Source organism: Nonlabens sp. Ci31 (assembly GCF_012974865.1).
Classification (GTDB): domain Bacteria; phylum Bacteroidota; class Bacteroidia; order Flavobacteriales; family Flavobacteriaceae; genus Nonlabens.
In genome coordinates, this window is the sequence record NZ_CP043633.1 from 1,178,085 (window position 1) to 1,190,557 (window position 12,473).

Consider the following 12,473-nt stretch of genomic DNA (forward strand, 5'->3'; position numbering starts at 1 on the left):
GAGATCATTCTCGGTTACGGCTTTTTGTTTTCAATGAATGTGCCATAGCGTTTTTATAACTTTTAGGTGACAAAATGGCTACGGGACTTTTTTCTTACGTTTAAAAACAGGAACAGCAGAGCATGCCTCACCGTACATTATAGAACGAGCTACGTTTTGTAATTTATCGGTAATCATAGTATAAGCTGCTACAGGAACAGGTTTGTTAGAGCAGCCTTTTACAATCATTGATATGTCTTGAAATTCACTCACATCAAGAAGGGCTATCGCTTCTCTGTAAATTTCTGTTTCTAATTGTTCTAGAGAACCATAGACTACTTTTTTAGCAATTCCGTGAAGCTGGCTCTGCACGAGCATCCATGCCCATTGTGGTACAATTGCGTCTGTACTGCATCTTATGGCTACGTAATGATCTTTATATGCAGTAAAATCGGTTGTTTTTAAGCTTTCGCGAAAGCGGGATTCTACCAGCACAATTCCTTCTAACAGCCATTGAGAAATATCAATGACGGTACGTGGTCCAGGTGCATAAAAATCTTCTAAATCAAATGTTATTAACTTAGAGTTTGCGAGGCGATTGATGATTTCTTCGGCCATATTTAAAGCATTCCTAGTTCAAGTTTTGCCTCTTCACTCATCAAATCTTTGTTCCATGGTGGGTCAAAAGTGATCTCTACTTCAGCATCATTTACTTCTTTGAGGGTCTTTACTTTTTCTTCTACTTCTACTGGCAACGTTTCGGCCACTGGGCAATTAGGCGAAGTTAACGTCATGAGTATTTTTACGTCAGCATCGCTGCTTACCATAACATCGTAGATCAATCCTAGTTCGTATATATCTACAGGTATTTCTGGATCGTAAATGGTCTTGAGAACTTTTACTACTTTTTCTCCTATTTCTTGTCCGTTGATTTCTTCCATCTTAGTTGACTTGAGTTTGGTATGCTATGGCATACATTTTTAATTGTTTGATCATGGAAACAAGTCCATTTGCTCTGGTAGGGGAAAGGTGTTCTTTGAGCCCTATCTCGTCTATAAAATTGGTATTAGCCGCGATAATATCTGCTGGTTTTTGACCCGACCAAGCTCTTATGAGAATGGCGATGATACCTTTGGTAATAATGGCATCACTGTCTGCGGTAAAGGCAATTTTATCAGATTCTAGCTCTGCATTTACCCATACTTTAGACTGGCAACCTTTTATAATACGATCTTCTGTTTTTAAATTTGCATCAATTAAAGGAAGGCTTTTCCCTAAATCGATCATGTATTCATAACGCTGCATCCAGTCGTCAAACATGGAAAATTCATCAACTATTTCTTCTTGTATTTCTTGAATGCTCGCCATTATTTATCTTCTTTTTTTACTGCAACTATAATTACTTTTCCTTCTTTATCAATAAGGTTGAGGCCTGTGTTGGTGACTTCTACAGAGGCTACTTTTAACAAGTGAATCTTATACTCTTTTTCTATTTCGTCAAGGTCGCTACAGTACATTTTTGTTCCTGCGAGCACTCCCATTTCTATTTTATTTTTTTCAGGGTTTTTAAAGCTTCCAAAATATTGATTACAAGCAGATTTTCCTGAAATTTTATTTTCTTTACCCATTTCTATAGACATGGTGATATCGTACTCTGAATAGTCGTTGCTTCCTACTGTAGTAATTTCATAATCTCCGTCTATACCTTCCAAGTCTTTGCAGTTTGTGATCATCAAAGACATTAAAGTCAATAGTATTGTTGTTAGTTTCATAATACTTGATTTTAACTACCCCAGAGTTAAGATAACATATTTACAGCTCGTTGCAAAGCTTGTACCATAACATCTATTTCTTCTTTAGTATTGTAAAAAGCAAAGCTGGCCCTAATGGTTCCTGGAATTTCAAAACGTTCCATAACAGGTTGTGCACAGTGGTGCCCTGTTCTCACGGCCACACCTAATTTATCTACAATAGTTCCTATGTCATAAGGATGCAGGCTAGCGACATTAAAACTAATGACCGCAGCTTTGTTAGTGACATCACCATAAATTTTAGCGCCAGGTATACTTTTGATTTGCTCTGTTCCATAAACCAGCAGTTCATGTTCATAAGCAGCGATGTTTTCCATACCTACTTCATTCAAGTAATCGATAGCTGCTCCTAATGCAATACCACCGCAAATGTTAGGCGTTCCTGCTTCAAATTTATGAGGTAATCCAGCATAAGTTGTTTTTTCAAAACTAACTTGATCAATCATTTCGCCGCCACCTTGATAGGGTGGTAAAGTATTCAAAGCTTCTTCTTTTCCATAAAGAATTCCTATCCCAGTTGGTCCACACATCTTATGTCCAGATATGGTGTAGAAGTCAGCATCGAGCGCTTGCATATCTAATTTCATATGCCCACAAGATTGTGCCCCATCAATCAGTGTCATAGCACCATATTCATGCGCGGCATCTATGATTTCTTTAACTGGGTTTTCAACTCCTAAAGCGTTAGAAATATGATTGACAACTACAAATGCTGTTTTAGAATTGAGAAGGTTGTGATAAGTATCCATATCTAGCGTTCCATTATCTAAAACTGGAATCACTTTTAAAGTTGCTCCTATTCGTTCACAAAGCATTTGCCAAGGCACTATGTTAGAGTGATGTTCTACTGCGCTAACAATCACTTCATCTCCTTTTTTTACAAAGACATGTGCACCACTTGCTACGGCATTAATAGAATGGGTGTTGCCAGAAGTAAAGATGACTTGTTTGGTAAGAGGAATATTAAAAAAAGCTCTTGCTTTCTCGCGAGCACTTTCAAAATGGTCTGTTGCTTCCTGACTCAAGGCATGCACACCACGGTGTATGTTTGCGTTGTATAGGGTATAATACTCTACGATTTTATCAATCACCTGTAAAGGTTTTTGAGAAGTCGCGGCATTATCAAAATAGATCAATGGCTGTCCGTTTACTTTACGGTTTAAAATAGGGAAATCAGCTCTTATTTTCTTGATGTCTAGCATAGTTGCAAAGGTAAGCTCTAGGCGTGAAGACAATGTTAAATCGGTGCTAGATAATTGATCTCATCACCACCTTTTCTTTTGCCTACAACTAATCATCCATTATACACTCTAACTTCATGATTTTTTTGTTTCCGTAGCTTTTGCTATGCGAACAAAAAATACGTTCATTAAAGTACAAAAGCCATGATTTGCGGTTTAAAGCAAAAAGTAAAGATGAGTTCATTCTATAGGATTCAGTACTGGAATTAGAGTGTTTTTGAACCTTTTTTTGATAAAAAATAGTTGACAGTTGCCAAAGGTATACGCGATACCAATATAATTACTGGCTTTTTTCGGTTAGGAAGGCAATTTTTGCTCTAGATTCACAAAATAATTTTCTCTTACCTAAAAAGTCTGGTATTAGGTTAGTGTTTATAAAATGGCTGCTTTCCACTTGTATTTTTTATTTAAGTAATCTTCATATTCCTTTTTTATATCAACATTGTTAGAAATAGAAAATGCAGTAGAAATACTTGAGACAAAAGGAGTTATTTCTAAATCATCTATCTTATTTTTTAGTAGTAATTTATTTTAAATAGTTTTCTATAATACGAGAAATGCTTTTTTGATGTTCTTGCACATATTTTTATTGTCTTCAATGACGCCTTGGTTGAGTTTGAGTTTCTGTTCCATGACTTACTTTATACGTATAAATTAGGATGGTATTTGATCAAGGTAAAGACTCTTGTTTTTAGAAATTTAAAACGCTAGATCTTTAGATCTAGCGTTAATAAGTTATAAAATAAAGGAATTCTAAAATTAAAACTAATCTTTTAAAAGATGTCGTCATACTGATGGGCTCGACAATAGGTCACCTCTGTGATAATTAGATGAGTTTAAGCGTCACTGTGAAGGACTCTTCTGTGATTATGATAGGATAGGTCCCTGTTGTTATGGTAGTAAGATTTTGAGGAAAATTTAAGGCTTTTCTTGTTTCTTCGTCGGGCTCAAGCGTTTCTTCCATTATAAAAGTAAAGTTCTCGAACTCTGTGTTGAGATTGATTTCTTTACCTAATATTTTAAGCTCCTCTTCCTTGGTAAGTTGATCTCTTTCAAAAATTAAAGTCAAGGTGTTGTCTTCATTAATGATGGTTTGAGTGTTGGACTTGCTGTTATCAATACTTGCTTTAACCGCACAAAGACCTCGCCTAGTACAGTTGCTATACGATCCAAAAGTGGAGGTTGCATATATAGAGGTAATAAAGGTTTCTACTTGAGAAAATGCATTTAAGGAAAGAAAGAGAAGCGCTATGGTGGTGATTTTTTTCATGTTTTGTTGATTTTCTGAGTTCAATGAAATTTGAAAACGAATTAAAGATAATAGTATTCTTACTTACTTCTCTCTTTATCAGGGAGGTATTTTTTAAATTTACTATTTTATGGCGACTTGAAAACTTTTTTAATTATCAAAAAGAGATCGTTTTCACTTGCAGAGAGTTATGATCGTATGTATATGTTGGGTAACAAGTACATAAAAACGGAGTCCAAAACAATTCCGGCAGCACCCTAAAACGAATTTAATCAAAGCTTTTATTAATCTTTATTAGGTTGGAATCAATTCTTTTTAAGGTGGCGCTTAACGCTGTAAAGTTGGATGTACTTTTATAAAGGTTTTCTAATTGAAAGGTCATAAGATTTCGCAGCTCCTGGTCGTGTAAGAGTTTATCTAAGTCTGTTTTTGTCCCGCCTGTTTGAATATAATCTTGATTAATAGCAATTTCTGAATAATTAATGTGTTTTCCGATATAGGGTTTTATTAATTTAATTTGATATTCTCTAGATAGTTCATTAGAAATTTTACACTGACTTCTAAAATAATTTAAATTTTCAAATTGACGGTTGAGTACTTCATTATCTATTTTAGACAAGTAACCTTGATTTATAAATTCGTCAATTATAGGAAGGTAGAAAGTAAGAGATTCCCCTTCGGTTAATTCTCCTAGGGCTATTTTAAACTCATTTAAGGAATCTTTTTGATGGGTTGACATGACTTTTAATCCACGTCTTAATTGAGGAATCATGTATTCCTTTGTATATGCTGAGCTGTAGTCAATGACCTGAGTGGTAGAATTAATTTCATCATGCATTTTACTGAAATAGGATTTCATAACTTCATTTTCCGTTCTCCTGTCATTCCAATTGTTAATTTGAAGTGCAAAAAACACACCGATAATTACAATTAAGATCTCTCCCAAACCATATTTTACATAAACCTTTAAAGATTTTGATAAAATAGCATTCCTTCTTATTTTATTGAAAACCCCCATTTTATAACTTTTGCTCTCTCAAAAATAGTTTAAACTATCCACTTTAGGTTATGTTGATGCAGCTTATAGATCCTTTAGACGTAATTAGGAGTATAATGTAAAATTAATTTCCATTTTCTTTAGCCATCCATAGGAACTAAATATTCCTAGCTTCATTTTCAGTTGTTGAGATTTCGGTAGTGCTAAATCATTAGCCTTTTCTTTTATGAATTATAAAGATGTGGTAAAGTGAAAGTTTCTCCTGAATGCGCAGAATAACCGGAAGGCATCTATTTCCTTAAAAACAGTCACAAAAAAACGCTAGATCTTTTGGATCTAGCGTTAGTAACTAATAGTGAAAGATATTTTTATAAATCAAACCCAATCTCCACACTTAGCTTAGTCGCAATAAGCTTTGTAATACGAGATTTAATTTCTGGAATTCTTACGGTTTCTAGTACGCTGTTTGCAAAAGCAAACATCAATAAGGCACGAGCTTCTTTTTTAGGGATTCCTCGAGCTCTCATATAAAATAGCGCTTCGTCATCTAGTTGTCCTATGGTACAACCATGGGAGCATCTTACATCGTCAGCAAAAATCTCTAATTGAGGTTTTGCATTGATGGTTGACGTATCGCTTACTAAAATATTGTTGTTTTGTTGGTAGGCATTGATTTTTTGAGCTATTCTGTCTACTAGTACTTTACCGTGAAATACGCCAACGGAACGATCGTCAAAAATCTGTTTGTATTCTTGAAAACTTTCACAATTGGGAGCTGTATGATGTACCAGCGTAGAATGATCTACATGTTGTTTTCCTTGTATAATAGTAACGCCATTAAGAACAGAATTACAGTGTTCACCTCGTTGGTAAAAGTTCAAGTTATTACGAGTGAGCTTTCCACCGAAAGAGAAGGTATGAACACGCACCTCAGAATTGTCTTTTTGCTCCACAAAGGTATGATCAATTAAAGAAGCGCTTAAACGGTCGTTTTGGATTTTATACCAGTCTACCAGGGAACGCTTATCAGCATAAATTTCTGTAACGCTATTTGTCAATACAGCATTATCGCTAAGACTTTGATGTCTTTCAATAATTTGTACTTGAGAATTTTCTCCCACTACAACTAGGTTGCGCGGCTGTATCATTAATTCGGCTTCATTTCCAGTAGAGAAATAAACAATCTCGATAGGTTTTTCTACCGCGATATTTTTACCTATATGAATATAAGCACCTTCTTTTGCAAAAGCGGTGTTTAAAGAAGTTAGTCCGTTTTTAGCAGCGAGTTTATTGTAATAATTTTCTATTACAGGAGCATATTTGGGGTCGTTTAAGGTACTGGACATTAAACAAACGTCAAATTTATCATGCGTTGTTTGTGAAAGATGCGAACTGTAAATACCGTCTATAAAAATAACGCGATAGGCATCGATTTGATGTACTAAGTACTTCTTAATATCTCCATAAGAAATATCAGTTTCCTTTTTAGGAAAAAGGCTGTAATCTTTATTGAATAAAGATTTTAATGAAGTGTACTTATAGGCTTCTTCTCTGCGTTGAGGAATTCCTAGATGTTCAAAATCTGTCAATGCTTCACTACGCAAATTATGTACGTAGCTATTGGTATCGACTTCATTTTCTAGGGCAATAAAAGAAGAAAGGATATGGTCTTTAAAACTCATAGTTAATTTTTTTCTCGCTTTCGCAAAAGCGAACTTAAAAGTTCATTAATGAAAAAATAAACGCAATACAGATAGCTCTAGAAATTCTAAAGCAATTTGTTTAAGCTTCTACCTCTTCTTTGATCCAGTCGTAACCGCGTTTTTCTAGCTCTGACGCCAGTTCTTTGCCACCAGATTTTACGATGCGACCGTTATATAAAACGTGGACAAAGTCTGGAACGATGTATTCTAAAAGACGCTGGTAGTGAGTAATAACAATAGTAGCGTTATCTTTACTTCTAAGTTTATTCACTCCATTTGCAACGATGCGCAAGGCATCGATGTCTAGTCCAGAATCTGTTTCATCAAGAATAGCCAGTTTAGGCTCTAACATCGCCATCTGGAATATTTCGTTACGTTTCTTTTCTCCTCCAGAAAATCCTTCATTCAAAGAACGAGAAAGAAATTTACGGTCTATTTCTAGCATTTCAGATTTCTCACGTATCATTTTTAACATGTCCTTTGCGGTCATGTCATCTTTACCTTGAGCTTTGCGAGTCTCATTGATAGCGGTTTTCATAAAATTAGTAACCGATACTCCTGGAATTTCTACGGGATATTGAAAAGAAAGAAAAATACCTCTGTGGGCTCTTTCTTCTGGATCCAACTCCCCAATATTTTCTCCTTCTAGAGTAATTTCTCCTCCTGTTACCTCATATTCCTCACGTCCTGCAATAATATTTGCAAGTGTAGATTTGCCAGAACCATTAGGTCCCATTATTGCGTGTACTTCTCCTGCTTTTACCTCTAGATTGATTCCATTGAGGATTTCTTTTCCTTCAATAGTTGCTGTAAGGTCTTTTATCTTTAACATAGCTGTTATTTAACGTCTTTAATATCTAATGTTTTTCCAGTCTTAATTATATCTGCATTTGTTGCTGGAGTAACTTCTATAATTTTTGTAATCGTAATCATTTCATCCCATCCTTCACCTATCTCTGCTTTTATAGGGTTAGGCTTTACAGTACCGCGAATTACCACGTTCACCATATCGAATTCCGTTTTTTTTAAGGCTTCTGCGACCTTATTTAGCTCGTGCATTTTATGATCGATTTCCACGGCATAAATGTCGTTTCTTGCAGTAAGTACCGCAGCATCTTCGATAAAGATAAATTCACCTCTAAAAAGTTGTTGTCCTTCTGGAAGAACTTCCTCTTGCATCTTCTTTATGACATCAGCTCCCTCCTTAGATTCCTTATTGTTTTTACAAGAAACCATAGCTAAGGCTAAAAAACTTAAAACGATCAATCGCTTCATATTTATGGTGTTAAATGGTTGATGGTGCTTTTTTATCCTACGGATCCTTCTAGACTTATTTCTAGTAGTTTTTGAGCCTCTACTGCAAACTCCATAGGCAAATTATTCAATACTTGTTTTGAGAAACCATTTACTATAAGGGCAATTGCTTTTTCTGTTTCAATACCACGCTGGTTGCAATAAAAAATTTGGTCTTCACCTATTTTGCTAGTGGTAGCTTCGTGCTCTACTTTTGAAGTACTGTTGCTATTTTCTATATATGGAAACGTGTGCGCGCCACAATCATTACCCATTAATAAGCTATCACATTGTGAGAAGTTACGGGCATTTGTTGCCCTAGAACCTATTTTCACAAGACCACGATAAGAGTTTTGGGACTTCCCAGCACTTATCCCTTTTGAAATAATGGTCGACTTGGTATTTTTTCCTAAGTGGATCATTTTAGTTCCCGTATCTGCTTGCTGGTAATTATTAGTTACTGCTATGGAATAAAATTCTCCAACTGAGTTATCACCCTTAAGGATACAACTAGGATATTTCCATGTAACGGCACTACCAGTTTCTACTTGTGTCCATGATATTTTTGCGTTTTTCTCACAGATTCCACGTTTGGTTACAAAATTAAAAACACCACCTTTTCCTTCAGCATTTCCTGGATACCAGTTTTGTACGGTGGAGTATTTGATCTCTGCATCATCCATAGCGATTAACTCAACACAAGCGGCGTGTAGTTGATTTTCGTCACGGCTAGGTGCTGTGCAACCTTCAAGGTAAGATACAAAACTACCTTCGTCTGCAATAACGAGTGTTCTTTCAAACTGTCCCGTTCCTCCTTCATTGATACGGAAGTAGGTAGATAGTTCCATAGGACACTTGACGCCTTTAGGAATATAACAAAAAGACCCATCAGAGAACACAGCGCTATTAAGAGCTGCATAATAATTATCATTTTGCGGAATTACTGTTCCTAAGTGTTTTTTTACTAATTCTGGATGTTCTTGAATAGCTTCAGAAATAGGACAGAAGATAATTCCCTTCTCACCAAGTGTTTTCTTAAATGTGGTTGCTACAGATACGGAGTCGATAACAACATCCATCGCAACTCCACTAAGTTTCTTTTGCTCATCAATAGAAATCCCTAACTTTTTAAAAGTCTCTAACAACTCTGGATCTACTTCGTCCAAGCTATCTAATTTGGGTTTAGAACCAGGAGCAGAATAATAAGATATCGCTTGCAAGTCAGGCTTTTCATAAGTCACATTTGCCCATTCTGGTTCTTCCATTTCTATAAAAATACGATATGCCTCTAGTCTCCATTCCAGCATCCATTGTGGTTCATTTTTCTTTGCAGAAATTATGCGTATCACATCTTCACTAAGACCTACAGGAATAGTATCTGACTTCATATCGGTGTAGAAGCCGTACTCATACTCTTTGTTCTTAAGTTCTTTTTCTAATTGTTCTTCTGTATATTTTGACATATTTTTCTTTTAATTGCGCTTTCGCGAAAGCGGGATTATAACTATCTTTTTACAACGAAAAAGACTCACCACAACCACAAGTTCTTTGGGCGTTAGGATTATTGAAAACAAATCCTTTACCGTTTAATCCACCGCTAAATTCTAGAGTAGTACCAACGAGATAAAGAAAACTTTTTTTATCTACGGCTATTTTCACATCATTTGCTTCAAATACTTTGTCAGTATCTGCGCTTTCTTTGTCAAAATTCAAATCGTAAGAAAGACCGCTACAGCCCCCGCTTTTCACACCTACGCGTACAAAGTCCTTACCTATAAGGAAGCCCTCTTCACTCATTAATTGCGTGAGTTTAGTCTTTGCAGTTTCTGATACACTTATCATATTAAATAGCTTATTTAAAATCATTACAAATATAAGGTACAAAGAGTTCCTAGCATTAGGCGATCATGAAATTCTCACTATAGTGATATTTATACTGTCTATGGGAGAGTTTTCTCAAATATTAAGTCGTTTTTATGCGGTCATTCTTACCTTAATCGTAATTTTGCAAGATGATAGAAGATAAATCTCCACAACGCACACCCGTAGAAAATCTAGGCGAGTTCGGCCTGATTGATTTTATAACTAAGAATTTTAAGATCGGACAAGACTCTACCATTACTGGAATAGGTGATGACGCAGCGGTTTTGAACCACACGAAGTCTACCGTAGTAACGACCGATATGCTCGTGGAAGGTGTTCACTTTGATTTGAGCTATGTACCTTTAAAACATCTAGGTTACAAAGCGATAATGGTGAATTTATCTGATGTGTATGCCATGAACGCTAAGGCAACACAGGTTACGGTATCTATCGCTATTTCTAATCGATTCCCTGTGGAAGCGGTTAACGAACTGTATGAAGGAATTCATATGGCCTGTAAAACTTATGGAGTTGACCTCGTAGGAGGAGACACCACAGCATCGCGTAGTGGGTTGGTTATTTCTGTAACGGCAATTGGTGAACAAGATGCGGATAAAATTGTGCGTAGAAAAGGGGCAAATGAAGGAGATTTACTAGTGGTGTCTGGTGATATAGGAGCTGCTTATATGGGCTTGCAGATTCTAGAAAGAGAGAAAGCTGTTTTTAAAGCTAATCCACAAAATCAGCCAGATATCGAGGCGTATAGTTATCTATTAGAAAGACAATTAAAGCCAGAGGCTAGAAAAGATATTTGTAAATTATTAGAAGAACTCAAGGTGCACCCTACCAGTATGATCGATCTGTCTGACGGATTGAGTTCTGAAATTATTCATTTATGCAAGCACAGCAAAGTAGGAATGACCTTATACGAAGATAAGATACCATTAGATCCTACAGTAATTACGGCTTGTGAAGAGTTTAATTTGGACAGTACCACAATTGCCTTAAGCGGTGGAGAAGACTATGAATTGTTGTTTACTGTAAAACAAGAAGATTTCCCTAAAATAAAAGCAAATCCTAGTTTATCGGTAATAGGGCATGTGGTAGATGCTTCTTATGGGATTAATTTAGTGACTCGTGGAGGGGAACAAATCCCAATTAAAGCAATGGGATGGAATAGTTTTCAAGAATAAAGTTGTGTTCTTGCTTGCTTTCTTCTTTGATCTACATCATTTAAGGTGCGATTAATTTGTGCTTGACGTGCATTAAGTGGAACGATCTTCCCATATATTGTTCTTGTCATTTGCTTATGGCACTTGGAACAACATATTTCTTGAATATGATCATTCACTTTGTAGGACACTTGATAATGATGACCAATTATGGAACAACCTATGGCTTTTAAAGAAGAATAATTTTTGCTCATATATTAGGTTTTAGGTTATAAAAATCCGTTATACATTGATAACAAACGTAATATAGAAACTTTGTTAATAAAATTTGCTTAAAAGCATAATTACTCGATGAAATACATGTTTTTTAGGATGTTCAAAGGGTTTATCAACAAAGACATGTGTCCGTTGTCGATTATCCGAGCATTTGCTCTTAGGTAAACCTGCTCTTTTTCAACTAGTTCTAGGGGTACAATATTATCTTGTTTACCGTATATATAGGTAATGGGGAAATCAACTTCTTTTAACAGAGGTAAATAATCACTTCTATCTCGCATGCATGTAAGAGCTTGAATAATGCTTCTAATAGAAATTTGATCTGCTTGTTGCTTCATTAATGTTATGCGAGTTTCATATAATTTTCTTTCTTCAACAGTAAACAGGTTTCCTATCGCCATACTTACAAAAGCAGCTTGGTGTTTTTCTATCAACTGTATCGATCGATCGCGTATGAGTTTTCTTTGTTTTGTATCGTTGGAGGCGATGCTGTTGATTAAAGTAAGAGAACGCGTTTTGTCGGGTCTCGCATTTGCGTAAGCGCAACCTAAATAACCACCCATACTATGACCGACTATATGAACTTTTTCTATCTTCTCGAAGACCAAAATTTGATCGATCCTTAAACTGAGTTCTTCTAAGGTGTAGTTTTCCTGAAATTCTGACGTCATTCCATGACCAGGAAGATCTATCTTCAACAAGGAATGAGTAGCTAGTAAATCTTGCTCTAAATAACTCCATTGTTGCATGCTTCCTAGAAAGCCGTGTATCAATAACAATACGGGTTGATTATTGTTTATAAATGTATAGTGTAAATCGTTCATAAAGCAAAGGTAATAGCTTGTTCACGGCCAGATGATCATAAAAGGATCAGGGTTGTAAAATATTT

15 protein-coding genes are annotated in these 12,473 nt (G+C 35.7%); 1 reads left to right on the forward strand and 14 read right to left on the reverse strand.

Translation table 11 applies throughout. The features are described from left to right. Positions 1 to 78: 78 nt before the first annotated feature. The 12 genes from F0365_RS05310 to F0365_RS05365 form a co-directional block, all read right to left on the reverse strand. Positions 79 to 597: a DUF2480 family protein gene (locus tag F0365_RS05310; protein WP_169932746.1), complete on the reverse strand. Its 519-nt coding sequence runs from the start codon at positions 595 to 597 to the stop codon at positions 79 to 81. Positions 598 to 599: 2 nt separating this feature from the next. Next, positions 600 to 920 carry an iron-sulfur cluster assembly protein gene (locus F0365_RS05315; protein WP_006796533.1) on the reverse strand — a complete coding sequence of 107 codons (321 nt, stop codon included), beginning with the start codon at positions 918 to 920 and terminating at the stop codon, positions 600 to 602. 1 nt (position 921) lies between these two features. Next, on the reverse strand, positions 922 to 1,347 hold the full coding sequence (locus F0365_RS05320) for a SufE family protein (RefSeq protein ID WP_169932747.1): 426 nt from the start codon (positions 1,345 to 1,347) through the stop codon (positions 922 to 924). Continuing rightward, a complete protein-coding gene (locus tag F0365_RS05325) occupies positions 1,347 to 1,751 on the reverse strand; it encodes an META domain-containing protein (protein WP_169932748.1) in 405 nt (134 codons plus the stop codon). Before F0365_RS05325 ends, F0365_RS05320 begins: the two co-directional genes overlap by 1 nt. 26 nt (positions 1,752 to 1,777) lie before the next feature. Further along, a complete protein-coding gene (locus F0365_RS05330; RefSeq protein WP_169934766.1) occupies positions 1,778 to 2,992 on the reverse strand; it encodes an aminotransferase class V-fold PLP-dependent enzyme in 1,215 nt (404 codons plus the stop codon). 865 nt (positions 2,993 to 3,857) lie between these two features. Continuing rightward, on the reverse strand, positions 3,858 to 4,301 hold the full coding sequence (locus F0365_RS05335; RefSeq protein WP_169932749.1) for a hypothetical protein: 444 nt from the start codon (positions 4,299 to 4,301) through the stop codon (positions 3,858 to 3,860). A gap of 247 nt (positions 4,302 to 4,548) precedes the next feature. Then, positions 4,549 to 5,298 carry a hypothetical protein gene (locus tag F0365_RS05340; RefSeq protein ID WP_169932750.1) on the reverse strand — a complete coding sequence of 250 codons (750 nt, stop codon included), beginning with the start codon at positions 5,296 to 5,298 and terminating at the stop codon, positions 4,549 to 4,551. Positions 5,299 to 5,645: 347 nt separating this feature from the next. Beyond that, positions 5,646 to 6,959: a Fe-S cluster assembly protein SufD gene (gene sufD / locus F0365_RS05345; protein WP_169932751.1), complete on the reverse strand. Its 1,314-nt coding sequence runs from the start codon at positions 6,957 to 6,959 to the stop codon at positions 5,646 to 5,648. Between the two features lie 100 nt (positions 6,960 to 7,059). Continuing rightward, positions 7,060 to 7,812: a Fe-S cluster assembly ATPase SufC gene (sufC, locus tag F0365_RS05350; RefSeq protein ID WP_169932752.1), complete on the reverse strand. Its 753-nt coding sequence runs from the start codon at positions 7,810 to 7,812 to the stop codon at positions 7,060 to 7,062. 5 nt (positions 7,813 to 7,817) lie between these two features. After that, complete coding sequence (locus F0365_RS05355; protein WP_169932753.1) at positions 7,818 to 8,255, reverse strand: component of SufBCD complex; 438 nt, start codon at positions 8,253 to 8,255, stop codon at positions 7,818 to 7,820. A 32-nt stretch (positions 8,256 to 8,287) separates the two neighbouring features. Continuing rightward, positions 8,288 to 9,736, reverse strand: a complete 1,449-nt coding sequence (sufB, locus tag F0365_RS05360) for a Fe-S cluster assembly protein SufB (protein WP_169932754.1) — start codon at positions 9,734 to 9,736, stop codon at positions 8,288 to 8,290. Between the two features lie 49 nt (positions 9,737 to 9,785). Next, a complete protein-coding gene (locus tag F0365_RS05365) occupies positions 9,786 to 10,115 on the reverse strand; it encodes a HesB/IscA family protein (RefSeq protein WP_169932755.1) in 330 nt (109 codons plus the stop codon). Between the two features lie 170 nt (positions 10,116 to 10,285). On the opposite strand from F0365_RS05365, the gene thiL reads away from it, so the two are divergent. After that, complete coding sequence (gene thiL / locus F0365_RS05370) at positions 10,286 to 11,329, forward strand: thiamine-phosphate kinase (protein WP_169932756.1); 1,044 nt, start codon at positions 10,286 to 10,288, stop codon at positions 11,327 to 11,329. Here the strand turns inward: thiL and F0365_RS05375 are convergent. Together F0365_RS05375 and F0365_RS05380 are read right to left on the reverse strand one after the other, a co-directional pair. Further along, positions 11,320 to 11,562 carry a hypothetical protein gene (locus F0365_RS05375; RefSeq protein WP_169932757.1) on the reverse strand — a complete coding sequence of 81 codons (243 nt, stop codon included), beginning with the start codon at positions 11,560 to 11,562 and terminating at the stop codon, positions 11,320 to 11,322. The genes thiL and F0365_RS05375 overlap by 10 nt on opposite strands. A gap of 90 nt (positions 11,563 to 11,652) precedes the next feature. Then, complete coding sequence (locus tag F0365_RS05380; RefSeq protein ID WP_169932758.1) at positions 11,653 to 12,408, reverse strand: alpha/beta fold hydrolase; 756 nt, start codon at positions 12,406 to 12,408, stop codon at positions 11,653 to 11,655. Positions 12,409 to 12,473 lie beyond the last annotated feature (65 nt).